The 24,255-nt window shown below is 61.9% G+C and carries 24 protein-coding genes and 1 pseudogene; 13 read left to right on the plus strand and 12 right to left on the minus strand.

The window, feature by feature from the left end:
• The 3 genes from APH35_RS19830 to APH35_RS19840 all read left to right on the plus strand — a co-directional run.
• Window positions 1-1,006: amidohydrolase family protein (locus APH35_RS19830; protein ID WP_060515329.1), on the plus strand; the 1,006-nt coding region annotated here is incomplete at its 5' end.
• Window positions 1,007-1,032: 26 nt separating this feature from the next.
• Entirely contained in the window at window positions 1,033-1,362 is a 330-nt protein-coding gene (locus APH35_RS19835; protein ID WP_012271428.1) for a hypothetical protein, read from the plus strand.
• 134 nt (window positions 1,363-1,496) lie between these two features.
• A complete protein-coding gene (locus APH35_RS19840; RefSeq protein ID WP_060515330.1) occupies window positions 1,497-2,765 on the plus strand; it encodes a malic enzyme-like NAD(P)-binding protein in 1,269 nt (422 codons plus the stop codon).
• Between the two features lie 263 nt (window positions 2,766-3,028).
• On the opposite strand, the pseudogene APH35_RS29460 reads toward APH35_RS19840, so the two are convergent.
• Window positions 3,029-3,175, minus strand: a pseudogene (locus APH35_RS29460) (site-specific integrase); the annotation flags it as partial.
• Between the two features lie 104 nt (window positions 3,176-3,279).
• Between APH35_RS29460 and dusA the strand changes: the two are divergent.
• The 3 genes from dusA (at window position 3,280) to APH35_RS19855 (ending at window position 7,334) form a co-directional block, all read left to right on the plus strand.
• On the plus strand, window positions 3,280-4,290 hold the full coding sequence (dusA, locus tag APH35_RS19845; protein ID WP_060515331.1) for a tRNA dihydrouridine(20/20a) synthase DusA: 1,011 nt from the start codon (window positions 3,280-3,282) through the stop codon (window positions 4,288-4,290).
• A gap of 169 nt (window positions 4,291-4,459) precedes the next feature.
• Window positions 4,460-5,386, plus strand: coding sequence for a transaldolase (tal, locus tag APH35_RS19850; RefSeq protein WP_012271373.1), 927 nt, complete (start codon window positions 4,460-4,462; stop codon window positions 5,384-5,386).
• A 97-nt stretch (window positions 5,387-5,483) separates the two neighbouring features.
• Window positions 5,484-7,334: an alkaline phosphatase D family protein gene (locus APH35_RS19855; protein ID WP_060493943.1), complete on the plus strand. Its 1,851-nt coding sequence runs from the start codon at window positions 5,484-5,486 to the stop codon at window positions 7,332-7,334.
• A 74-nt stretch (window positions 7,335-7,408) separates the two neighbouring features.
• Here APH35_RS19855 and rssC read toward each other — a convergent pair whose 3' ends face one another.
• Both rssC and rssB read right to left on the minus strand, forming a co-directional pair.
• The gene (gene rssC, locus APH35_RS19860) at window positions 7,409-7,891 is read right to left on the minus strand and encodes an anti-sigma factor antagonist RssC (RefSeq protein ID WP_009686305.1); all 483 of its coding nucleotides are present in this window, start codon (window positions 7,889-7,891) and stop codon (window positions 7,409-7,411) included.
• A complete protein-coding gene (gene rssB, locus APH35_RS19865) occupies window positions 7,888-9,069 on the minus strand; it encodes a two-component system response regulator RssB (RefSeq protein WP_012271371.1) in 1,182 nt (393 codons plus the stop codon). The genes rssC and rssB overlap by 4 nt, the downstream gene beginning before the upstream one ends.
• 270 nt (window positions 9,070-9,339) lie before the next feature.
• On the opposite strand from rssB, the gene APH35_RS19870 reads away from it, so the two are divergent.
• Complete coding sequence (locus tag APH35_RS19870; RefSeq protein ID WP_060515332.1) at window positions 9,340-9,639, plus strand: PilZ domain-containing protein; 300 nt, start codon at window positions 9,340-9,342, stop codon at window positions 9,637-9,639.
• Between the two features lie 34 nt (window positions 9,640-9,673).
• Here the strand turns inward: APH35_RS19870 and APH35_RS19875 are convergent, their stop codons facing one another.
• Complete coding sequence (locus APH35_RS19875) at window positions 9,674-10,381, minus strand: MlaA family lipoprotein (RefSeq protein WP_012271369.1); 708 nt, start codon at window positions 10,379-10,381, stop codon at window positions 9,674-9,676.
• A 200-nt stretch (window positions 10,382-10,581) separates the two neighbouring features.
• Here APH35_RS19875 and APH35_RS19880 point away from each other — a divergent pair, with 200 nt between their 5' ends.
• The gene (locus APH35_RS19880) at window positions 10,582-11,145 is read left to right on the plus strand and encodes a hypothetical protein (protein ID WP_012271368.1); all 564 of its coding nucleotides are present in this window, start codon (window positions 10,582-10,584) and stop codon (window positions 11,143-11,145) included.
• Between the two features lie 122 nt (window positions 11,146-11,267).
• Complete coding sequence (locus tag APH35_RS19885) at window positions 11,268-11,531, plus strand: DUF4404 family protein (RefSeq protein WP_019471256.1); 264 nt, start codon at window positions 11,268-11,270, stop codon at window positions 11,529-11,531.
• Window positions 11,532-11,570: 39 nt separating this feature from the next.
• Here APH35_RS19885 and queF read toward each other — a convergent pair whose 3' ends face one another.
• The gene (gene queF, locus APH35_RS19890) at window positions 11,571-12,401 is read right to left on the minus strand and encodes an NADPH-dependent 7-cyano-7-deazaguanine reductase QueF (protein WP_060515333.1); all 831 of its coding nucleotides are present in this window, start codon (window positions 12,399-12,401) and stop codon (window positions 11,571-11,573) included.
• A gap of 68 nt (window positions 12,402-12,469) precedes the next feature.
• The gene (locus APH35_RS19895; RefSeq protein WP_060493946.1) at window positions 12,470-12,997 is read right to left on the minus strand and encodes a cupredoxin domain-containing protein; all 528 of its coding nucleotides are present in this window, start codon (window positions 12,995-12,997) and stop codon (window positions 12,470-12,472) included.
• A gap of 182 nt (window positions 12,998-13,179) precedes the next feature.
• On the opposite strand from APH35_RS19895, the gene cinR reads away from it, so the two are divergent.
• Together cinR and APH35_RS19905 are read left to right on the plus strand one after the other, a co-directional pair.
• A complete protein-coding gene (gene cinR / locus APH35_RS19900; RefSeq protein WP_012271364.1) occupies window positions 13,180-13,860 on the plus strand; it encodes a two-component system response regulator CinR in 681 nt (226 codons plus the stop codon).
• Window positions 13,857-15,209 (plus strand): heavy metal sensor histidine kinase, encoded by a 1,353-nt coding sequence (locus APH35_RS19905; RefSeq protein ID WP_060515334.1) that lies wholly within the window; start codon window positions 13,857-13,859, stop codon window positions 15,207-15,209. Before cinR ends, APH35_RS19905 begins: the two co-directional genes overlap by 4 nt.
• Before the next feature lie 42 nt (window positions 15,210-15,251).
• Here APH35_RS19905 and APH35_RS19910 read toward each other — a convergent pair whose 3' ends face one another.
• From APH35_RS19910 to APH35_RS19920, 3 genes are all read right to left on the minus strand, one after another.
• Window positions 15,252-16,493, minus strand: coding sequence for a lipoprotein-releasing ABC transporter permease subunit (locus APH35_RS19910; RefSeq protein WP_060515335.1), 1,242 nt, complete (start codon window positions 16,491-16,493; stop codon window positions 15,252-15,254).
• A gap of 61 nt (window positions 16,494-16,554) precedes the next feature.
• Window positions 16,555-17,238: a lipoprotein-releasing ABC transporter ATP-binding protein LolD gene (gene lolD / locus APH35_RS19915; protein WP_171577286.1), complete on the minus strand. Its 684-nt coding sequence runs from the start codon at window positions 17,236-17,238 to the stop codon at window positions 16,555-16,557.
• 7 nt (window positions 17,239-17,245) lie between these two features.
• Entirely contained in the window at window positions 17,246-18,496 is a 1,251-nt protein-coding gene (locus tag APH35_RS19920; RefSeq protein ID WP_060515336.1) for a lipoprotein-releasing ABC transporter permease subunit, read from the minus strand.
• A 93-nt stretch (window positions 18,497-18,589) separates the two neighbouring features.
• Between APH35_RS19920 and APH35_RS19925 the strand changes: the two genes are divergently transcribed.
• Complete coding sequence (locus APH35_RS19925) at window positions 18,590-19,174, plus strand: PilZ domain-containing protein (protein ID WP_012271359.1); 585 nt, start codon at window positions 18,590-18,592, stop codon at window positions 19,172-19,174.
• A gap of 31 nt (window positions 19,175-19,205) precedes the next feature.
• The gene (locus tag APH35_RS19930; RefSeq protein WP_012271358.1) at window positions 19,206-19,922 is read left to right on the plus strand and encodes a glycerophosphodiester phosphodiesterase; all 717 of its coding nucleotides are present in this window, start codon (window positions 19,206-19,208) and stop codon (window positions 19,920-19,922) included.
• 48 nt (window positions 19,923-19,970) lie between these two features.
• On the opposite strand, the gene sthA is transcribed toward APH35_RS19930, so the two are convergent.
• The 3 genes from sthA to APH35_RS19945 form a co-directional block, all read right to left on the minus strand.
• The gene (gene sthA / locus APH35_RS19935; protein ID WP_012271357.1) at window positions 19,971-21,365 is read right to left on the minus strand and encodes a Si-specific NAD(P)(+) transhydrogenase; all 1,395 of its coding nucleotides are present in this window, start codon (window positions 21,363-21,365) and stop codon (window positions 19,971-19,973) included.
• A gap of 186 nt (window positions 21,366-21,551) precedes the next feature.
• The gene (locus APH35_RS19940; protein ID WP_012271356.1) at window positions 21,552-22,568 is read right to left on the minus strand and encodes an FAD:protein FMN transferase; all 1,017 of its coding nucleotides are present in this window, start codon (window positions 22,566-22,568) and stop codon (window positions 21,552-21,554) included.
• A 157-nt stretch (window positions 22,569-22,725) separates the two neighbouring features.
• Window positions 22,726-24,189, minus strand: a complete 1,464-nt coding sequence (locus APH35_RS19945; RefSeq protein ID WP_012271355.1) for a glyceraldehyde-3-phosphate dehydrogenase — start codon at window positions 24,187-24,189, stop codon at window positions 22,726-22,728.
• Window positions 24,190-24,255: the final 66 nt, after the last annotated feature.

Raw genomic sequence — 24,255 nt, forward strand, 5'->3', positions numbered from 1 at the left:
GAGTGTTGTCAACTACGCCTTCTACATGGGGGCAAGCAACGACAACCTGGACGCAATTCGTGACATCGACCCGGCCAGCACACCCGGCCTGAAGGTATTCATGGGTGCCTCGACCGGTAACATGCTGGTCGACAACCCAGACGTGTTGAACGAGATCTTCCGTGTGTCCCCGGTGCCGATCATCACGCACTGTGAAGATACCCCGATGATCAACGCGGAACTGGAAAAAGCCAAAGCGCGCTTCGGCGACGACATTCCAGCCCGAGAGCACCCGCTGATTCGTTCACGCGAGGCATGCATCAAATCTACTCGGCTGGCCATTGAGTTGGCGCGCAAGCACGGTACTCGGCTCCACGTGCTGCACATCTCCACCGCAGAAGAGCTTGAGCTGTTTGAACCAGGGCCAATCGCAAGCAAGCGCATTACCGCTGAGACCTGTGTGCATTTCCTGCACTTCACCGAGCACGACTATGACAGTCTCGGTTTCTTGATCAAGTGCAACCCGGCCATCAAGACTGCCCGTGACCGGGATGCCATCGTGAGGGCGCTAGCTGAAGGCCGCCTCGACGTATTGGCGACTGACCACGCGCCGCACCTGCTTGAAGAGAAGCAAGGCAACTACAGCCAAGCGCCATCAGGTATCCCGCTTGTCCAATATGCACTTCAAACCGCTCTGGAGCGTGTATTCCAAGGAGCGCTGACGCTCGAACGACTGGTTGAAGTCGTGAGCCATGCGCCGGCTGAGCTGTTCCGCGTAAGCAACCGCGGCTACCTTCGTGAAGGCTACGCTGCGGACCTGGTTCTTGTTGACCCTCAGCGTCCGCACTACGTAACCAATGATCAGGTGCTTTCCAAGTGCGGCTGGACGCCTTTCGATGACACCGCATTTTCTTCGAGCATCGTCGCCACTTTTGTAAATGGCGAGCGTGTGTGGGACGGGACAGCGGTAGACAGTTCGGTACGTGGCCAGCGGCTTTCTTTCACTCCCCGCGCTGACCGTGCTTAGTGCAGCAACAAGAGGTTTAGGTAAGCATGAACTTTTCAGAAATGGTGCAACGATTCGCCGCCGCTCTCCCAGGTACCGACTCGTTCAAACACGCCAACGCTCATTGCGAAGCCATCATCCAAAATGAGCCATTCCAATCCTGTGCAGCGTTCTTGATTGCCGGGTTCTGCCGCACATACGTGCTCATCTATGAAGACCAAGCGCTAGAGGCTGACTTCGCCAGACGAAACCACCGCCAGCTGCTGGAGTATATGAACCAGCTGGACACGGCCTTGGTCACCCAAGACCACAGCGTTGTTCACCAAGCGTTGATCGACGTAGTTGAACACTACGCGAAAAGCGACCGAATCTTCTAAGCACCTCGTTTGCCGCGTGAGGGTGACACGGGTGCCACGCACACCTGTAGCGTCCTTGCGCGGCAACTCCTGATAAAAATAAAACAAGTCTGCGCAGCCGAATGCTCGGGGCCAGACCCTTTTAGGATGCTGCAATGAGTCTCAAAAACGACGCGCTCGAATACCACGCCCAGCCACGACCAGGAAAACTCAGCGTAGAGCTTTCGAAGCCTACCGCCACCGCCCGGGACCTATCTTTGGCCTACAGCCCAGGTGTTGCAGAGCCAGTACGTGAAATTGCTCGTGATGCTGAGTTGGCCTACAGGTACACCGGTAAGGGCAATCTGGTCGCGGTGATTTCCGATGGCACCGCCATCCTTGGACTGGGTGATCTCGGCCCGCTGGCCTCCAAGCCGGTGATGGAAGGCAAGGGTGTTCTGTTCAAGCGATTCGCCGGTATCGACGTGTTCGACATCGAGGTCGAATCGGAAAGCCCACAAGCGTTCATCGACACCGTTCGCCGCATTTCGATCACCTTCGGTGGCATCAACCTTGAAGACATCAAGGCCCCTGAGTGCTTCGAAATCGAGCGCACCTTGATCGAGCAGTGCGACATCCCGGTGTTCCACGATGACCAGCACGGTACCGCCATCGTTACCGCCGCCGGCATGATCAACGCCCTGGAAATCGCCGGCAAGAAGCTGGAGGACGCCAAGATCGTCTGCCTGGGGGCTGGCGCTGCAGCCATCTCTTGCATGAAGCTGCTTATAAGCATGGGCGCGGGCGCTAGCAATATCCTCATGGTCGACCGCAGCGGCGTGATCCACGCTGGCCGTGACGACCTGAACCAGTACAAGGCGCAGTTCGCCCACGCTACCGACAAGCGCACCCTGGCTGACGCCCTTGACGGTGCCGACGTGTTCGTAGGCCTGTCCGGCCCGAACCTGCTGAGCCCGGAAGGCCTGAAGTCGATGGCGGCCAACCCGATCGTGTTCGCCTGCTCGAACCCGGACCCGGAAATCTCGCCAGAGCTGGCGCACGCCACTCGCAGCGACGTGATCATGGCTACCGGTCGTTCCGACTACCCGAACCAGGTCAACAACGTACTGGGCTTCCCGTTCATCTTCCGTGGTGCCCTGGACGTTCGCGCCAAGCGCATCAACGAAGAAATGAAGATCGCCGCTGCTATCGCCCTGAAAGACCTGGCCAAGCTGCCAGTGCCTAAGGAAGTGTGCGAAGCCTACGGTGTCGAAGGCCTGGAGTTCGGTCGTGAGTACATCATTCCGAAGCCGCTGGACGCTCGTCTGATCAGCGCCGTATCCGATGCGGTGGCACGTGCTGCGATCGAGTCGGGTGTCGCAACGCTCCCGTACCCAACGCACTATCCGCTCTCGTCTGTCTCTGAGGTTTTCGGCGGCAATTAAGCCCCGCCATTCGAGTTGATCCAAAAGCGCCTGCGCTATCGCAGACGCTTTATGCCATGCAGACGGATAAGTGCTTAAGAGGGTGTATGAGGTCGACAGTTAACATAAGCGTTGACGCGTGTGTGGCGTCGCGTTTCCAACCTCGGAGCTACCGCGCCCTCTTCATCCGCTGCCCAATCAGGGCTTACTACCTGAAGGCATAGAATGACCGCTTCACGCCCTGAGGAGGTCAGTCACCCTAAATCGAGGGTTTTGAGAAGCGTCTGCCGCTTCGCTCGGGCCTGCGCAGCGTGTTTACAGGCGAACGTCTGGGACTCTTGGTAAACTAGGACATCCTTTTTCTTGAGGCGGAGCTGGACGGTATAGCTGACCGTTCCATCGGCCTTTTCCCTTGCTCTGATCGTTGCCATGGTTTTCGGTGGTACAAGCGTGGCTAGCGGTGGTACGCCGTACCACTGCCACACCAAAAACGCCTCAAAAACCCGAAAAATGGCACAAGTATGCGTAGACCAGAATGGCCCTAGAATTAGCTTCAAACCAACAAACCACGCGCCCTGAGCCGTCACGCCGCTTCAGCGTTGCACCCATGATGGACTGGACAGACCGCCACTGCCGGTTCTTCCTGCGCCTGCTCTCCAAGCAAACCCTGCTCTACACCGAAATGGTCACCACCGGCGCCCTGTTGCACAACGATGCCCAGCGCTTCCTGCGTCACGATGCCTCCGAGCACCCGCTGGCCCTGCAACTGGGCGGCAGTGTGCCGGCCGACCTGGCCGCTTGCGCGCGCCTGGCCGAAGACGCTGGCTACGACGAGGTCAACCTGAACGTCGGCTGCCCGAGCGACCGGGTGCAGAACAACATGATCGGCGCCTGCCTGATGGCTCACCCGGCGTTGGTGGCCGACTGCGTGAAAGCCATGCGTGATGCGGTGTCCACCCCGGTGACGGTGAAGCACCGCATTGGCATCAATGGCCGCGACAGCTACGCCGAGCTGTGCGACTTCGTCGGCCAGGTGCGCGAGGCCGGCTGCCGGAGCTTCACCGTGCATGCGCGTATCGCCATTCTGGAGGGGCTGTCGCCGAAGGAAAACCGCGAAATTCCACCCCTGCGCTATGACGTGGCCGCGCAGTTGAAGGCGGACTTCCCGGACCTGGAGATCGTGCTCAACGGCGGGATCAAGACCCTGGACGAATGCCAGAAGCACCTTGAAACCTTCGATGGCGTAATGCTGGGGCGTGAGGCGTATCACAACCCTTATCTGCTGGCCGAAGTGGACCAGCAGCTGTTTGCCAGCGATGCGCCGGTGGTCAGCCGTAGCGAGGCGTTGGCGCAGTTGCGGCCTTATATCGTGGCGCACATGGAAAGCGGTGGCGCGATGCACCACGTTACCCGGCATATTCTGGGGCTGGCCCAAGGGTTCAAAGGCGCGCGGCGTTTCCGCCAACTGCTGTCGGCGGACATCCACAAGGCGGCAGAGCCGCTGGCGGTGTTTGATCAGGCGGTGGAGTTGTTGCAAGGGCGGTGACCCCAAGGGCGAGGGAACCTCAGGCTTGCTTGCGACTCGAAACTTCACCCTTCGTACAGCCCTTCGCGGGCAAGCCCGCTCCCGCAGCTGGCCCGCAGGGCTCCGAGGCCCTTGAGCGGCTGTCGGGGCTCGGGTAATGTCGAGTAAATGCACAGGACAGAGCACGCCCATGACCTCCAAGCTGGAACAACTCAAGCAGTTCACCACCGTGGTCGCCGACACCGGGGACCTGGACGCCATCACCCGCCTGAAGCCGGTCGATGCCACCACCAACCCGTCTTTGCTGCTCAAGGCCGCTGCCATCCCGGGCTATGCCGATCTGCTCAAGCAAGTGAAGGCCGACGCCAAGGGTGATGTCGACCTGGCCTGCGACAAGTTTGCCGTGGCCGTGGGCTCAGGCATTCTCAAGGTCATCCCAGGGCGTATCTCCACCGAGGTTGATGCACGCCTGTCGTTCGATGAGCCGGCCCTGCTGAACAAGGCTCGCCAGTTGATCGCCCTTTACGAGGCGGCCGGTGTGCCAAAAGACCGAGTGCTGATCAAGCTGGCCTCCACCTGGGAAGGCATTCGCGCCGCCGAGAAGCTGGAGAAGGAAGGCATCCAGACCAACCTCACCCTGCTGTTCTCCTTCGCCCAGGCCCAGGCCTGCGCCGATGCCGGCGTGTTTCTGATTTCGCCGTTCGTGGGCCGTATCTACGACTGGTACAAGAAAAGCACTGGCAAGGACTACGTCGGCGCCGAGGACCCGGGCGTGCAGTCGGTCACGCGTATCTACAACTACTACAAGGCCAATGGCTACAACACCGTGGTCATGGGCGCCAGCTTCCGCAATATCGGCCAGATCGAGCAACTGGCCGGCTGTGACCGCCTGACCATCAGCCCGGAACTGCTGCAACAGCTTAGCGATGACCAGGGCGAACTGCCGCAGGTGCTGAAGCCAGGCAATGCCGGTGAAGCCAAGCAGCCGTTGAACGAAAGCCAGTTCCGCTGGGCAATGAATGAAGATGCCATGGGCACCGAGAAGCTGGCCGAGGGTATTCGCCAGTTTGCGCGGGACCAGGAGAAGCTGGAGAAGTTGATGGCTGAAAAGGCCTGATACAGTTCTGGTTTGCCCGACGGGCGGGAAGTGTTCAGCATTTTCCGCCCGTTTTGTTTTGCCTGGCCTTAGTTGTGTATAGCCACCCGAGCTGTCGATGACCTCCTCTACCTCCTTGCCCCTCGTACTCGCCGGCCCGGTACTGCGCCGCCTGGAACCGCAGCGCCTGGCCATTTGGCTGGTCGCTACCCAACCGCTGCAACCCGAATTCATCTGCCCGACCAGCGAAGCCCAGGTCGATTGCCAAGTGGTCGTGGCCGGCCAGCATGCATTCATTCATCTGCTGGACATCCACTTCGCCCGCCCCCTGCCCTGCAACCAACTGCTGGACTACGACCTGATCATCAACGGCCAGGGCATCGCGGGCTGGGCACCGCACCTGCTCTACCCCGGCACCCAGCGCCCAAACCTGGTACTGCGCGAGCGCCTCGACCACTTGCTGCACGGTTCCTGCCGCAAGCCGCATCACCCCGCGGCCGACGGCCTGCTTTGCGCCGACCGCCTGCTACAGGGCTGCGCAAGGCCCGAAGACCGCCCCGCCGTGCTGCTGATGAGCGGCGACCAGGTGTATGCCGACGATGTCGCCGGCCCCATGCTGCGCGCCATCCATAGCCTGATCACGCGCCTGGGCCTGTTCGAAGAGCAGCTGGAGGGCGCAGTGGTGGCCGACAGCCAGGCGCTTTACCAGCACCCGGCCAGCTACTACCACCGCGCCGACCTGCTACCGGCGCAAGCACTGAACGACACCCTGCGCGAACGCTTTTTTGGCGGCAAGCGCAAGCCGATCTTCTCGTCCAGCAACGCCGACAACCATCTGGTGACCTTCGCCGAAGTCATGGCCATGTACCTGCTGGTATGGTCGCCAGTACCCTGGCAGCTGGTGAACATGGGCATGCCCAGCGGGCTCAGCGACGAGCATCAAGCCCGTTACCAACAGGAGCTGCCGCTGGTCCAGGGATTTGCCGACAACCTCGGCCAGGTGGCGCGGGTGATGGCCCACCTGCCCTGCCTGATGATCTTTGACGACCATGACATCACCGACGACTGGAACCTCTCGGCGCAATGGGAAGAAACCGCCTACGGCCACCCGTTCTCGCGAAGAATCATCGGCAATGCCCTGCTCGGTTACCTGCTCTGCCAGGCCTGGGGTAACAACCCGGACGGGTGCAACCCGCTGATCGAGCAATGCCAGGCATTGACCCGCCAGAACCAGGATGAGCTGATCGGCGAGCTGCTGCGCTTTCAGGGCTGGCAGTACAGCCTGCCCACAGAACCACCACTGCTGGTACTGGACACCCGCACCCGTCGCTGGCGTAGCGAGAGCAACCTGGCAAAGCCATCCGGCCTGCTCGATTGGGAGGCGCTGAGCGAGCTGCAGCAAGCGCTGCTTGACCACCCGTCAGCAATCATCGTGTCGCCTGCGCCAATTTTCGGTGTAAAGCTGATAGAAACGGTGCAGAAGGTGTTCAGCTGGCTGGGGTACCCGCTGCTGGTAGATGCCGAAAACTGGATGGCCCACCGCGGTGCGGCGCAGGTCATCCTGAACATCTTCCGCCACTCGCGCACACCGGGGCACTACGTGGTGCTGTCTGGAGATGTGCATTACTCGTTCGTCTATGAAGTACTGATCCGCCATCGCCAGCGCAGCCCGCATTTGTGGCAGGTGACCAGCAGCGGGATCAAGAACGAGTTCCCCCGGCGCTTGCTGGATGTGCTCGATCGGCTCAACCGCTGGCTGTATGCGCCACGCTCACCGCTCAACTGGTTTACCAAGCGTCGCGAGATGGAAGTGGTGCCGCGTACGCCCAGCCACAGCAAGGCTGGGGAGCGGTTATGGAACGGCGCAGGGTTGGGGCAAGTGTTCTTCGATGAACAGGGGCGGCCTGCGCGGGTGTTTCAGCTGGATGCAGGCGGGGGTAAGGCGACCGAGTTTGTCGGCCGAGAGTAGTCCAGAGAAGGCCCTAAAGCCTGTACCGGCCCTTTTGTGCGTATACCCGCTAAAGGGCTAGGACAGGCTACAGATCAGCTGCGCTCCAGCGCATTGACCAGGTCATGGAAGGCTTCACGGTTGGAGTCGTTCAGGCCCATGAGAATCTTGTGCGCCTCCAGCACCTTGGAACGCACCACATCTTCGTTCTGGTCCTGCGACGGCAGGTCAGTCAGGCATTCGGGGCACGGTATCGGTCGATCGACGATGTTGAACACCTGATCGAAGCCCATTGACTGCAGCAGCCGGGAAATGTCCGGGTTGGTGGTGACCACGGTCGGCAGCAGGCCCACTTTTTGCCGCGACAGAATCGACAGCTTGGCCAGCAGGCCCAGGGTGGTGCTGTCGATACTTTCGGTTTCGGTCAGGTCGATGACAATCGCCGAGAAGTTCAGCGCGGTGAAAATCTTCTCGATCGTCGCATCCAGCGCCGAACACAGGGTCAGGCGCACTTCACCGACGAATTTCAGTACGAAGGTACCGCTCTGCTCGGCGAACTGGATTCTACCGGTACTCATTGAAGGTTCCTGCTCAACACCAATAGGGCGATATCATCCGGCATCTCCCCAAGCGTAGCCAATCCAAATCGTTGACGCAGCCCATCCAGGCTGCCACCTGCTGCCTTGACGATTTCCGGCAAGGCGGCTTCTTTATCTTTGAGCGTATCACCCGGCAAAAGGTCCAGAATGCCATCGGACATCAGGCTGAGGCTGAACTGCGGGGGCAGCTCCACGACCAAGTCCTGGTAGGTGGCCTCATCGAACAGCCCCACCGGCAGGCCACGGCCTTCCAGGTAGCGAGTGTGCTCGGGGGTATGCAGCACGGGCAGCGGCAAGTGGCCGCCGACGGCGTAGGTCAACAGACCAGACTCTTCGTCGATAACCCCACCGACCATGGTTACGTGCTTGCCCAGCTTGCTATTGATCAGGCCGCGGTTGATGTGACTGAGCACTTCCGACGGCTTGAACTCGCGCATCTTGCTGCGCCTGAGCTCGAACATGAGCCGCGTGGTCATGAATTTCAAAAGCACCGTGACAAAGGCCGACGACGCGCCATGCCCGGAAACATCGGCGAGGTAGAAGGCGATGCGCCGCTCGTCCACGCGGAAGTAGTCGACAAAATCACCCGACAGGTACAGCGACGGAATGATTTGGTGCTCGAACGCAAATTCACCGGCCACCCAAGGGCTTTCCGGCAACATGTTCATCTGCACCTGGCGACCGGCGGTCTGGTCTTCCTGCAGCAGGTGCAGGCTAGCCTCCAGTTCACGGTTGGCCGCTTCGAGCTTGTCGCGGTAGCGCTGGTTTTCCAGCACCAGGCGCGAGCGGTCGAGGGCACGGCGCACCGAATGTTCGAGCACGGCCAAGTCTTCCAACGGCTTGATCAGGTAGTCGGCGGCGCCCAGGCGCAACGCTTCCACCGCATCGCTCATGACGCCGGCACCAGACACCACGATCACCGGCAACTGCGGCGCCCGCTCGCTGACCTGGCGGATCAGTTCGAGGCCGCCCATCTGCGGCATGCGCAGATCGCAGATCACGAGGTCGGGCTGGTGTTCTTCGAAGACCTGAAGCCCCTGCTGGCCATTGCCGGCCTGGAGGACGCTGAAGCCACTGTCTTCAAGGTAGGCGGCGAGGCTCGCACGGACCACGTCGTCGTCATCGATGATCAGCAGCGTTGCACTGGTTTTCTGCATGTGGGCGAACGGCGCCGATTTGGGTTGGTGCAGCGGTGTCGGCAAGGCAGACGGCCAGCTACGGGAATTCTTTATAGTCACACTCTACTTGAGTTGTAGGACAAGAACACTTGCCCGGCAACTGTCAGAGGTACCTTGTAAGGCGCAGACGGTACTCCCATCCGCCAGGGGTTTCAAGCATGCAAGGGTCGACCTTGTCGCTCTTTACAGGGCAAATCACCGGGAGTTATAAGAAAGTCGACCAGCGCAACCCGATGGGAAGGATGCAGCATGCCCCACACGCCCTCCAGCCACAGCGAGAAACGCGACTTCATTCGCATGCGTATCGATACCGAAGTCAGCCTTTTGCACGAAGGCCTGGTAATTGCGGCGGTGTGCCTGGACCTGTCCAGCGGCGGCATGCAGGTACAGGCGCCGCAGCGCTTTGCGGTGGGGGATCGGATCGAGGTACGGATCGACTCCGACCACCCGGCGCTCAAGGGGCTGCATGCCAGCACCGAAGTGGTATGGATTGCCGACCAGCCGGGCGGGCAACAAAAGTTCGGGTTGCGGATTCTGGCCATGCATTGAACCTGGAGCCGCACAGCGGCCCCAAGCTCACCGATTAGAAGTCGTCTTCGACCTCGCCATCCTTGACCTTGAACTCGCGGTTCTGCAGGTAAGCATTGCGAATGAAGATGTACTTGTCACCCTGAATCAGCTTCTCGGCCGAGAGCAGGCTGGCGCGGGTGTCGATCACGTCCAGGGCGAAGATCGAGTTGCGCGTCGGCACGTGGTCGATGTAGCGGTAGGGTTCGGTGTAGGTGTCCGGGTACTTGGCCACACCGTCACGCACGGTGCTTGGGCCCAGCAGCGGAATGACCACGTACGGGCCGCTTGGCACGCCCCAGTAGCCCAGTGTCTGGCCGAAGTCTTCGTCGCTGCGCTGCAGGCCCATCTTGGTACCCACATCGAAGAAGCCACCCAGGCCAAAGGTGGTGTTGACGATCAACCGCGCAGTATCCACGCCCGCCGCGTGGGGCTTGAGCTGCAGCAGGTTGTTGGCCAGGTTGGTCACGTCGCCCAGGTTGCGGAAGATGTTGTGAATGCCATCTTCAAGAAACTGCGGGGTGACAGCCTGGTAGCCCTTGGCCAATGGCTTGAGGGCATAAGTGTCGACCGTATCGTTGAAGCGAAAGATCGGGCGGTTGACCGCTTCCCAGGGATCTTCCTCGGTGGCGGCCTGGGTAGCTGCCACGGGCGCCAGCAGCATGCTGGCGCAGACACAGGCCTGAGTGACTCGTTCGATCACACTGGCACCGATCCTACGCATAGATGTTTCTCCATCGAATTTCTCGGCCGCAAGCGCGACAGGCGCGCTGCTATCAAGGCGGCAGTATAGAGGCTTGCGGGCTGATAAACAGCTTTACACATTTTTGCTCAATATTTTGTGAACAACTGTTGCGCAATGACCGATGTCACAGTGCGGTAACAATCAGCGCATAGCCTGCGGACTATTTGGGGGAAGTTGCCATGGACGCTGCACCCGCCTTCACTGCTGTGCTGTTCGGCTTGCGCGGCTGCCTGGTGCAGGCCACCAATGGCGCACCCTCGCCCGCCCCCGGCGCTCTGGCCACCCTCGCCAGCCTGCGCCAGCGCCAGGTGCCCTGCATCTGGCTGGATGACCTCAACAGCACGCAAAGCAAGCGCCTGGCCCATGTGTTGCCCGCCTGGCTGCCAGGGCATTCGGTCAACGGCGTGCGCTGGCCGGCGCCAAACGCCTGCTGGCAGGCGCTGATGACCCTGGACAGCGAACGCCTGGACGGCTGCGTGCTGGTGAGTGGTGACCCGCGCTTGCTGCAGTCAGGCTTGAACGCGGGGCTATGGACGGTTGGCCTGGCAGCCTGCAGCCCGTTCTGTGACCGAGGCTCCGAGCAATGGCAAGGCATGACCCCAAAGGAACAGGACCAGGCCCGCGGCAAGGCCACGCTGGAGCTGTTCAGCCTGGGCGTGCATTCGGTGATCGACCACCTGGAAGCGCTGGACACCTGCCTGCAGGACATCGCCCAGCGCCGGCGCAAGGGTGAAAAACCCTGATACAGCACCTTTGACGCGGATCATGCAAATCGGCGACAGGTGGATTACGCTGAAGACAGGCCAGAACCTTTGCCGCTTCGCTGAGGTCCATGGCTTGCCAAGCCCTTGATGGAGAAATGCCAATGCCTGCCCGCGAATTGCAAGAGCGCCTGAACAGCTTGCGCGAGCAACTGGACCGCAACGTACCGCTTTCGGAAGACGAACTGGCCGCGTTGCACGAAGAAGCGCGCCAGATCGAGGCGCAACTGAAACTCGAAGAAGCCACGCCCGACAATAACCTGGTGGACGGGGTGAACCTGGCGATCGAGCGCTTCGAGGCCGACCACCCTGACCTCACCGCTACCTTGCGCAGCATCGCCAACTCACTGCACAGCATGGGTATCTGAAGTAGCGGGGCCGCAAAGCGGCCCCCGCATTCCTTGAACTTACTGCCGAACCAAACGCTTGTTATCCGGTTTGATTACCCCGGTACTGCGGTACGGGTTGATGTCCAGCCCACCGCGGCGCACATAGCGCGCATACACCGTCAAATGCTCTGGCTGCAGCAGGTTCTTCAAGTCCAGGTAAATTCGCTCCACGCATTGTTCGTGGAAGTCGGCATGCTGGCGGAAGCTGACCAGGTAAGTCAGTAGGCTGGCGTGGTCCAGCGCCCTGCCCTTGTACTCGACCACCACGCTGCCCCAGTCCGGCTGGCCAGTGACCGGGCAATTGGACTTGAGCAGGTGGCTGTGCAGGGTTTCTTCCACCACCTGCGCCGGGTTGCAGCGCAGCAGCTCTGGCTGCGGCTGCTCGTAGTTGCTGATGGCCACGTCCAATGCATCGATGCACTGCCCCGGTAACGCTACCACCCCCTGGGCTTCAACTTCGGCCAAGGTGCGCACCTTCACGCCCACAGGCTTGCCGGCAGCGGCGGACAGGTCTTTCTCCAGGCATGCCTGCAACTCGCCCAGCGAGGCGAACACTGTCTGGTTCAGTGAGTTGAGGTACAGCTTGAACGACTTGGACTCGATGATGTTCGGCGAATCGGCCGGGATGGCGAACTCGCCGATCGCCACCACAGGCTTGCCCGAAGGCAGCAGCCAGCTCAGCTCGAAACAGTTCCAGTAATCCACGCCTTGCCAGGGCAAGGTCTGTGCAGTGACGCCCAGCTCGGCCCACTTGGCAGTACGCGGGATCGGGAACAGCTGCTCCGGGGAGTAGGTGGCGATGTATTCGCTGGATTTGCCCAGCGGGGAGTGTTCGGCAGCGGGATGCATGGAAACTGACCTACAGGTTCGAAATTGCCCTTAGTCTACCGGTTTTGCACCCCGCCTTGCAGGGCCAGTCACTCGATGGTCAATGCCCCGACCATGCCGGCCTGGTAATGCCCCGGCACGTTGCAGGCAAACTCGATGGGTGCCGACTTACGGAAGGTCCAGGTCAGCTCGGCGCGCTGGCCGGGCATTACCAGCACGGTGTTGCCACCACCGTGGCCATGGCCACCGCCGTGACCCATCATTTGCCCGTGGTTCGCCATCTGACCGTGGTCCATGCCTTCGTGGTTCATGGCCTCGGTGAACATCTTGCCTTGCATGGCGACCATTTCTTTCTGGTGTTCGGCATGCATGGCCTTGTCGCCCAGGTTGAACTCGTGTGGCAGCTTGCCCTCGTTGACCAGCACGAAGCGCACGGTCTCGCCGGCTTTTACCTGCAGGCTCTTGGGCTCGAAAGCAATGTCCTTGAGCACCACGTTGACCGTGCGGGTGGCCTTGGCCGCTGCAGCCGGCTCGCCAAAGGCGAAGGTTTGCGCCTCGCCGGCAAAGGTCGGCAGGCTGGCCAGGGCAAGGGTGGCGGCAATGAACAGGCGCTTCATGATGACTCCGGGAATACACAACGAGAGAGTGCCACCTTAGTCAGGGGCGACTGGCAGCTACCTGACGGGAAGATTACAACTTTGTCAGCTTGGGCGAGCCGGCGCATCGTCACGTATCATTTCACTCACCGCATCGCCCGCTCCCACAGGGTAGGCACAAACCTTCAGATTATGGACAGTGCATGAAACTGCTGATCGTCGAAGACCAGGCCCGCACCGGCCAGTACCTGAGCCAGGGCCTGAGCGAGGCCGGCTTTGCCACCGAGTTGGCCACCGATGGCGAGACCGGGCAGTTCCTCGCCCTGACCGGCGACCACGACCTGCTGATCCTCGACGTGATGCTGCCCGGGCGCGACGGCTGGCAAATCCTTCAGGCCGTGCGCCAGGCTGGCCTGGATACACCCGTGCTGTTCCTGACCGCCCGCGACGCCGTCGAGGACCGCGTGCATGGCTTGGAGCTGGGCGCCGATGATTACCTGGTCAAGCCGTTCGCCTTTTCCGAACTGCTGGCCCGGGTACGCAGCCTGCTGCGCCGGGGCGCCAGCCCAAGCCAGGACACCACCCTGAGCCTGGCCGACCTGCGCCTGGACCTGATCCGCCGCCGCGCCGAACGCGCAGGCACCCGTATCGACCTGACCGCCAAGGAGTTCTGCCTGCTCGAACTGCTGCTGCGCCGCCAGGGTGAAGTGTTGCCAAAATCGCTGATCGCCTCGCAGGTGTGGGACATGAACTTCGACAGCGATACCAACGTGATCGAAGTGGCAATCCGCCGCCTGCGCCTGAAAATCGACGACCCGCACCCCAACAAGCTGATCCACACGGTGCGCGGCATGGGCTACGTACTCGAAGAACGCACTGAATGATGCGCCGGGTATCCCTGGGCAGCCGGCTGGCGCTGCTGTTCGCCGCCTGCACCGCCACCGTATCGCTGGGCGCCGGCCTGCTCTTCAGCCGGGCCAGCGAGCAGCACTTCGTCGAACTCGACCAACAACTGCTGGACTCGCGCCTGTCGCTGTTCCGTACACAACTGGCCGGCGTCAGCACGCCGGATGAGCTGCAGGCGCGCCTGCCCGCGCTGCGCGACGAATTGAGCCACCAGGCCGACCTGGCCCTGCGCATCAGCGGCAGCGACGGCGCCACCTGGTTCGAAAGCCGCAGCGGGCTACCGCAGGCACCGCTGCCCGCCGGGCTGGCCACCTTGCACGCGCAAGGCACCGACTACCGCAGCCTGGCTGTACACCTGGCGCAGGGCGCCGCGCAGTCGCCGCAACTGACCCTGTACCTCGACATCACCCACCACCAGCATTTTCTGCAGGGCATGCAGCGGCTGATCTGGCTGACTGTCGGCCTATCGGCGCTGGCCACTGCGCTGCTCGGCGCCTGGGCCGCCCGCAGCGGCCTGCGCCCACTGCGGCAGATGGGCCAAGTGGCCGCCAGCGTGTCAGCCCGTTCGCTCACCACCCGCCTGCCGCTGGCGCAGATGCCCGAAGAACTGGCCGAGTTGGCCGGCAGCATGAACGCGATGCTGCAGCGCCTGGACGATGCCTTCCAACGCCTGTCAGCGTTTTCAGCTGACATCGCCCACGAACTGCGTACACCGCTTTCCAACCTGCTGACCCACACCCAGGTCACCCTCACCCGCCCACGTAGCCTCGAGGAATACCGCGAAGCGCTGCATGGCAACCTGGAAGAGCTGCAATGGATGGCGCAGATGATCAACGACATGCTGTTCCTGGCCAAGGCCGACCACGGCCTGCTGGTACCGGGGCAAGCGCCTTTGGCGCTGCATGACGAAGTGGATGCACTGCTGGAGTACTACGCGCCACTGGCCGAGGACAGCGGCGTACGGATGCTGCGCGAAGGCGAGGCGATGCTGCAGGGCGACCGGCATATGCTGCGCCGGGCGCTGTCCAACCTGCTGGACAATGCCTTGCGCTTTACCCCGGCGGGAGGGCAGATAAAGGTGACGCTGGAACCGGGAGCGAAAATCAGTGTGGCCAATACCGGGCAGGCTATCGAGCCGACTGCGTTACCGCGACTGTTCGACCGCTTCTACCGAGTGGACCCGGCGCGGCGGGAAGGCAGCAGTGAGCATGCGGGGTTGGGCTTGGCGATTACCCGGTCGATCGTGCAGGCCCATGGCGGGTGCATTCGGGCAGAGTGCGGGGATGGGTGGACGCGGTTTGTGATCGAGTTCACTGAAGGCCGGTGAAATTATGGGGCTGCTTTGCAGCCCCATAATTTCAGGCAAGCATCAAACCGCCAGACCGATCGCCGGCTGCACCTGCGACGCCCGGTAAGCCGGGTAAATGGTCGCCAGGAAGCTCATCACCAGGCCAGCCGTGCAAATCATGGCCACATCACCCCACTGCAATTGCGACGGCAAGCTGCTGACGAAGTACACATCCGAGGTAAAGATGTGCTGCCCGCTCACCCGCTCCAGCCAACCAACGATTTGACTGACATTGAACGCCGCAATCACGCCCAGCACGCCGCCGATCAGCGTCCCGACAACACCAATCAGGCTGCCCTGAACCATGAACGTGCCCATGATCTGCGCTGGCGTGGCGCCCAAGGTACGCAGGATGGCAATGTCCGGCCCCTTGTCGTTCACCACCATCACCAGGGTGGCGATGATATTGAACGCCGCCACCGCGATGATCATCATCAGCAGCAGGCCGATCATGGTCTTCTCCATTTTCATGGCGCTGAACAGGCTGCCCTGGGTGTGCGACCAGTCATCGGCGCGGTAGGCGTCGCCGAGCCCTGCAGCAATTGCCTTGGACACCTGCGGCGCGGCATACAGGTCATGCAGCTTCAGGCGCACGCCCTGCACCTGGCCCGGCGCCCAGCGTTGCATCTCGGCAGCATCAGCCACATGGATATAGGCTTGCGAGCCATCCAGCTCGGCGCCCACCTTGAAGATCCCGACCACGGTCAGGCGCTGCATGCGCGGGGTAATGCCACCCGGCTCCTTGCTGATTTCCGGCACGATCAAGGTCAGTTTGTCGCCAGTGTTCAGACGAAAACGCCGCGCCGTCAGCTCGCCGATGACCACACCGAACTCACCTGGCTGCAGGTCTTGCAAGCGGCCCTGCACGATGTGCTGGCCAACGATCGAGACCTTGCCCTCCTCGGCCGGGTCGATACCACCCACCTGAATCGGCTGCATCGCACCTTTGTACGACAGCATGCCTTCCATCTCGGTAATCGGCGCCACCGCCATCACCGCCGGGTTCTGCATGGCAGCGTCGGCCACCTTGTGCCAATCGTCCAATGGCTGCACGCCAAGGATGGCGGCATGCGGCACCAACCCGAGAATGCGCGAGCTCATTTCGCGCTGGAAGCCGTTCATCACCGACAGCACCACGATCATCGCCAGCACGCCCAGCGACAGGCCGATCATCGACGTCATCGAGATGAACGAGATGAAGTGGTTGCGACGCTTGGCTCGGGTGTAGCGCGCGCCGATAAAAATGGGCAAGGGTCTGAACATGTACGAAATCACCCAATGAAAACAGGAAAACGGGGCGGCACCAGCCACCCCGAGCAGTCGATCAGATCGCCACCAGATGGCCGTCGTCGAGCTTCAATACACGGTCCATCTGCCGCGCCAGGTTGAGGTCATGGGTAACCACCAGGAATGCCGTGCGCGAGGCGCTGGACAGCTCCTGCATCAGTTCCTGAATGCCCTGAGCGGTATGGTGGTCGAGGTTGCCGGTCGGCTCGTCGAGCATCACCAGGCCAGGGCGGTTGACCAGCGCTCGGGCAATCGCCACGCGCTGGCGCTCGCCACCGGACAGCTCGGCCGGTTTGTGGTTCAAACGGTGGCCCAGGCCTACGCGCTTGAGCAGCGCCTCGGCACGCTCACGGGCCTCGGGGATGGGCGTGCGGCCGATCAGCAGCGGCATGCACACGTTCTCGATGGCGGTGAACTCTGGCAGCAGGTGGTGAAACTGATAGACAAAGCCCAACTCACGGTTGCGCAGCAGGCCACGGGCACGCTCGCCTAGCGCGGACAGCTCTTCGCCCGCCAGCCACACGCTGCCTTGGGTCGGCCGGTCGAGGCCACCCAGCAGGTTGAGCAAGGTGCTCTTGCCAGAGCCCGAGCTGCCGACGATGGCGATACGCTCACCGGCGTGCAGCTCCAGGTTGAGGCCGGACAGCACCTGCACCGACTCCGGGCCCTCGTCGTAGGACTTGCCCAGGTTGCGGCAACTCAGAACGGCTTTATCACTCATGCGCGACTCACTCATAACGTAGCGCCTCTGCAGGCTGGGTGCGGGCCGCACGCCAGGCCGGGTACAGGGTGGCGAAGAAACTCAGGACCAGCGCCGCACCGCAGACCATGTACACGTCCTGGGCCTGGATCTGCGACGGCAGGTAATCGATGAAGTACACGTCGGCGTTGAGGAACTTGTGCCCGATCAGTTTCTCGATGCCGGCGATCGCCGCGCTCACGTTCAGCGCGGCGACGATCCCGACCACGGCGCCGATCAGGGTACCGATCACCCCGATCACCGTGCCCTGGACCATGAAGATGAGCATGATCTGCCCAGGCGTGGCGCCCAGGGTGCGCAGGATGGCGATGTCGCCGCGCTTGTCGTTGACCACCATCACCAGGGTGGAAATGATGTTGAACGCCGCCACCGCCACGATCAGCAGCAACAACAGGCCGATCATGGCCTTTTCCATGCGGATCGCCTGGTACAGGTTGCCGTGGGTACGGGTCCATTCACGGCTGTAGAACTCCTGGTCGCCCAGCTGCTGGGCAATGCTCCAGGCGACGCGCGGCGCCTGGAACAGGTCGTCGAACTTCAGGCGCAGGCCCTGTACCTGGTCGGGCTTCCAGCGGTGCAGGCGGGACAGGTCGCTGATGTTGGTCAAGCCCAGATAGCCGTCGATTTCGCCCGCGCCAACATGGAAGGTACCAACCACGGTGAAGCGCTTCATGCGCGGGAACATGCCGGCGGGAGTCACGCTGACTTCCGGGGCGACGAAGGTGAGCTTGTCGCCGATGGCCACACCCAGCTTGGCCGCGGCCTTGTCGCCGATCATGATGCCCCACTCGCCCGGCGCCAGCTGGTCCAGGCGGCCTTGCAAGACGAAGTTGTCGATGATTGACACCTCGCGCTCGCGAGCCGGGTCGATGCCGTTGAGCAGCACCTTCTGCACCTTGCCATCATGGGTCAGCAAGCCCTGCATCTGGGTGAACGGCGCAACCGCCACCACCTGCGGATTCTGCTTTACTTGTTGGGCAAGGGCCGGCCAGTCGGCAATGGGCTGGCCGCTCTCCAGCGTGGCATGGGGGATCATGCCCAACACGCGGGTGCGCATCTCGTGGTCGAAACCGTTCATCACCGACAGCACCACGATCATCACCACCACGCCCAGGGCGAGGCCGATCATCGAGGTCAGGGAAATGAACGAGACGAAGTGATTACGGCGTTTGGCACGGGTATAACGCGTACCGATGAATGCGAAAAGAGGTCTGAACATGTCGGGGCTTGTTCGGATGAAAGGGAACGTCCTTGTGGCGAGGCGCCTACGGCGGCTTTACACTCGGACCACCGCCGCTACCTTGGGTTCGCCATGACGACATTAGACGAAGAAGATCGCCGCGAATACTACCGCATCGAAGATCGGATCGCACTTCAAATAAGCCCCCTCAGCGCGGCCGAAGCCCTTGACCCAGATGTGTTGCAAGATGATTCCCCGCTGTTCAACCTGCTCAGCGAGCTGCACCTGTCCGACTTCGAGTCGCAGCACCTGTTGCGCCAGCTGAGCGACAAGGACCGAACCCTTGCCGCCTTCCTGCGGGCGCAGAACAAGCGCCTCGACCTGCTCAGCGCGGTGGTTGCGCAAACCCTGCTGGGTGAAGTCGGCCAGCCGTTGCCGGTGGTCATTTCCGAAGGCGGCATCGAGTTCACCCAGGCCACGCAGATTGCCCCCGGCACTCGGGTCAAAGTGAAAATGGTGCTGATGCCACGCGCCCATGGCCTGCTGCTGCGCGGCAAGGTCACCCATTGCGACCCGCGCCCGGAGGGCGGCTTCGAGGTCGGCACCGAATTCATCGACATGACCGACGCCCAACGGCAATTGCTGGCCCGTTATATCCTGCAGCGCCAGCAACAGCAGCGGCGCCAGCAACTGGGGCAGAACGACCCTGCCTCCTGAGCCCATTTCTCTCTGATTTGAAGGAACGAACGTGACCCTGATCTACGGCCATCGCGGCGCCAAGGGCGAAGCGCCCGAGAATACCCTGAAGAGCTTTCAGCAATGCCTGGCCCATGGCGTGACCCGCTGCGAGCTGGACCTGCACCTGTCAGCCGACAACGAGCTGATGGTCATCCACGACGCCACCCTCAAGCGCACCACTGGGCGGCGCGGCAAAGTGGTCGAACACCCGGCCGCCGACCTGATCAAGATCGATGCCCGCAAAGGCGGCCCGGGCCATGTGCAACCCTGCCCGATTCCGAAACTGGAAGAACTGTTCGAAAAATGCCCGTTCGATCACTGGCAGCTGGAAGTAAAAAGTGCCTCGCGTACCCGTGCCGCCACCACCGTGCTGGCGATTCGCGAACTGGCCCAGGCGTATGGCCTGCTGGACAAGGTAACCATCACCTCCAGCTCACGTGAAGTACTGGGCGCTGCCCTGGAACTGGTGCCGGACGTGAAGCGCGGGCTGGTGGCCGAATACGCCTGGCTCGACCCCCTGAAGGTGGCACAGAACTATGGCTGCGAGCTGCTGGCATTGAACTGGACACTGTGCACCCCCGAGCGCCTGCTCAAAGCACAGGGCCAGGGTTTGCACGTGTCGGTATGGACAGTCAATGAGCCGGCACTGATGCGCCGGCTTGCTGACTTTGGTGTGGACAGCCTGATTACAGACTTTCCCGGTTTGGCCAAGACCACCCTCGGGTAGGGTTGAAATCGGTCTCTCCGACCGGCTCAGGCCACCGGTCGGAGCCGCTCAAAAAAGCCGGTTCAGGCCGTCGTAGGCTGCTACCCGATAGGCTTCGGCCATGGTCGGGTAGTTGAAGGTGGTGTTGACGAAGTACTTCAGGTTGTTGTGCTCACCCGGCTGGTTCATGATCGCCTGGCCGATGTGGACAATTTCCGAGGCCTGGTAGCCGAAGCAGTGCACGCCGAGGATTTCCAGGGTTTCGCGGTGGAACAGGATCTTCAGCATGCCCTGCGGTTCGCCGGCAATCTGCGCACGCGCCATGCCTTTGAAGAACGCCTTGCCCACTTCGTATGGCACCTTGGCCTGGGTCAGCTCTTGCTCGTTCTTGCCGATCGAGCTGATTTCCGGAATGGTATAGATACCGGTCGGCACGTCGTTGACGAAGCGCCAGCTGCCATTGTCGACGATGCTGCCAGCGGCCGAGCGGCCCTGGTCATGGGCGGCACTGGCCAGGCTAGGCCAGCCAATCACGTCACCGGCACCGTAGATGTTCGGCACGGTGGTGCGGTAGGCCTCGTCGACCTCGATCTGGCCGCGGCTGTTGACCTTGATGCCGATGTTTTCCAGGCCCAGCTTGTCGGTGTTGCCGGTACGGCCGTTGCACCACAGCAAGGCGTCGGCCTTGATCTTCTTGCCCGACTTCAGGTGCAGGATCACCCCGTTGTCCAGGCCTTCGACGCGCTCATACTCTTCGTTGTGGCGCACGGTGATGTTGTTGTTGCTGAAGTGGTAGCTCAGCGCCTGGGAGATTTCCGAATCGAGGAAGCTCAGCAGCTGGCCACGGTTGTCGACCAATTCCACCAATACACCCAGGCCACTGAAGATCGATGCGTATTCGCAACCGATCACACCGGCACCGTAGACGATCAACTTGCGTGGGGTGTGGCTGAGGCTGAGGATGGTGTCGCTGTCGTAAACGCGCGGGTGGTGGAAGTCGATGTCGGCCGGGCGGTAGGGGCGCGAGCCGGTGGCAATGATGATGTGCTTGGCGTTGAGCTTCTCGACCACGCCGTTCGGGCACACCACTTCCACGGTTTGCTCGTCGGCGAAGCTGCCGGTGCCGAAGAACACGTCGACGCGGTTACGGGCGTAGTAGCCGGTGCGCGATGCAACTTGCTTGGAAATCACCTTTTCGGCGCTTTTCAGCACGTCCGGGAACGAGAACCAGCGCGGCTCGCCGATGGCACGGAACATCGGGTTGGTGTTGAACTGCATGATCTGCCGCACCGAGTGACGCAGTGCCTTGGACGGGATGGTACCCAGGTGCGTGCAGTTGCCACCGACCTGGCGACGGTCATCGACCATTGCCACCTTGCGCCCTGCTTTGGCGGCGTTCATTGCCGCGCCTTCACCGGCCGGGCCGGAACCCAGCACCACTACGTCGTAGTTGTAGACAGCCATGCGTACTCCTTCAGAACTGGCCCGCAAGCCACGGTCGCTCGCGGGGCGCGATCATGCCGCCGGGGCGTCATGAGAAAATTCGGGTGCAGTCTAATCAAGCGTGAACGCCGCGCACATTAACCCTTGGTCGCGTCGTAGGCCAATTTCGCCCGCACTACATATGGTTCACCCATTCCCTGGCGGCAATCATCCCTGCTTGTGCTTTCGCTCGCCTTTCACCGCCCGTTCGAACGCGGGCGTAGCTCGGGAGACGAAGCCACCCTCGGCTCGAGTCACCAATACCGCGGCCAAGCCATGCGCCACGGCAAAATCCCAGCCACGCTCAGGGCCAAGGATCAACAGCAGCGTCGAATAGCCGTCGGCCTGCAGCGCCGAGGCGCTCAGCACTGTAACGGCCGCCAGGTCATGCTCGACCGGGCGCCCCAGGCGGGCATCGAAGGTGTGCGAATAGCGCCGGCCATTCTGCTCGAAATAGTGCCGATAGTCACCCGAGGTCGATACTGAAAGGCCATTGACCGGGATGATCTGGCGGGCGATCTGGCGGTCTTCGCGGGGCAGCTCCAGGGCAATGCGCCAGGGGCTGCCATCGGGCTTGCGGCCGACCGCCTTCAATTCGCCGGTAGCCTCGGCGACGAAGCTGGCCACGCCCATGGCCTGAAGGCGTGCGGCGATCAGGTCGACAGCGTGGCCGGCGGCGATGCTGTTGAAGTCGAGCTGTACCGGGGCATCCTTGCACAGAGACTGGCCTTTGACGTGCAGGTGCTGGTAACCCACGCGCAGGCGTACCTGGGCCAGGGTTTGCGGGTCGGGCACCTGCTCGTGGCGGGCCTGGGGGCCAAAGCCCCACAGGTCGAGCAGCGGCTCGACGGTGAGGTCGAAGGCGCCTTCGCTCTGCTCGGCCAGCTGTTGGCCAAGGGCTACCAGTTCGAGCATGTCGGGCGGCAGGGCCAGGCACTGATTGGCCGGTAACTGGTTGAAAAGGCTGACGACGGAGTCACCGCGATAGGTCGAATAGTGCTGGTCGATGTCGCTCAGGATGGCTTCGACCGCTGCCTGCACCTGGGCCGGCGCCGGGCCGCCGGGCTCGCGGACGTATTGGATGCTGTAGCTGCTGCCCATGGTCGGGCCGCCCAGGCGCTCCAGGGTGGGGCCTTGGTTGCAGGCGGTGAGCAGCAGGAAGATGAACAGTAAGGCTGTGCGCAAAAATTCGGTTCCTGGGTGCTTGGCTTGAGTTTTGTGGTGTGGCACATATCGAGCGCCGCGCGGGCGGCGCCCGATCTCACAGGCGCCACACAACTTACTCCAGGCAAAAAAAACGGGAACCCGAAGGTTCCCGTTTTTTTATTGCCTTACAAGCGAATCAGCGTGGAAACGCTGGCGGGTTCACACCGGCCATGTCTTCCATCACACGAACCACCTGGCAGCTGTAACCGAATTCGTTGTCGTACCACACGTACAGGACAACGCGGTTGTCGTTGGCGATGGTCGCCTCTGCGTCAACCACACCGGCGTGGCGCGAGCCCACGAAGTCGGTCGAAACCACTTCCTGCGAGGCCACGTAGTCGATCTGCTTGTGCAGTTCCGAGTGCATGGCGGTCTGGCGCAGGTACTCGTTGATCTCGTCGCGAGTCGTGGCCTTTTCCAGGTTCAGGTTCAGGATGGCCATCGAAACGTTCGGCGTCGGTACGCGAATGGCATTGCCGGTCAGCTTGCCTTTCAGCACTGGCAGAGCCTTGGCAGCAGCGGTGGCGGCGCCGGTTTCGGTGATGACCATGTTCAGCGGCGCGGCACGGCCACGGCGGCTGCCCTTGTGGAAGTTGTCGATCAGGTTCTGGTCGTTGGTGAACGAGTGAACGGTTTCGACGTGGCCATTAACGATACCGTACTGGTCGTTGATGGCCTTGAGCACCGGCACGATGGCGTTGGTGGTGCACGAAGCAGCCGAGATGATCTTGTCATCGGCAGCGATGTCACCGTGGTTGATGCCATGCACGATGTTCTTCAGCGCGCCCTTGCCAGGTGCGGTGAGGATCACGCGGGCAGCGCCCGGGCAGGCCAGGTGCTGGCCCAGGCCGTCGGCATCACGCCATACGCCGGTGTTGTCGACGATCAGCGCGTTGTCGATGCCGTACTGGGTGTAGTCGACTTCGCTCGGGCTCTTGGCGTAGATAACCTGGATCAGGTTGCCGTTGGCGGTGATGGTGTTGTTGGCTTCATCGATGGTGATGGTGCCATCGAACGGGCCGTGCACCGAGTCACGGCGCAGCAGGCTGGCACGCTTGACCAGGTCGTTCTCGGCGCCTTTGCGCACGACGATGGCACGCAGGCGCAGGCCGTCGCCGCCACCGGTCTTCTCGATCAGGATGCGCGCCAGCAGGCGGCCGATGCGGCCGAAGCCGTACAGCACGACGTCGGTGCCTTTGCGCGCCGAAGCGTTCTGCTGGCCAACCACGTCGGCCAGCTCTTCACGGACGAACTGCTCGGCAGTGCGGCCATTGCCTTCCTGCTTGAACTTGTTGGCCAGCTTGCCCAGGTCGACCGAAGCGGCGCCCAGTTTCAGCTCGCTCATGGCTTTGAGCAGGGGGAATGTCTCGTGGACGGACAGTTCGGTTTCGTCGGTTTGACGATGACGCGCAAAGCGGTGCGCCTTGAGGATCGAGATAACCGAACGGTTGATCAGGCTACGGCCATAAATCGAGCTCACCACGTTGTTGTTGCGGTAGAGCTGACCGATAAGCGGGATCATCGCTTCAGCCAGAGCTTCACGATCAATCCACTCACCAAGACACTGGTCGGGCTTCTGAGTCACGGGAACCTTCCACATGTAGGGACAGAAAAAAGGGGCTACATTATGACGCCCCAACGCAGAACCGGCAATGAGCGCCTGTCG

It is taken from the genome of Pseudomonas sp. NBRC 111132 (assembly GCF_001320565.1).
GTDB classification, from domain to species: Bacteria; Pseudomonadota; Gammaproteobacteria; order Pseudomonadales; family Pseudomonadaceae; genus Aquipseudomonas; species Aquipseudomonas putida_P.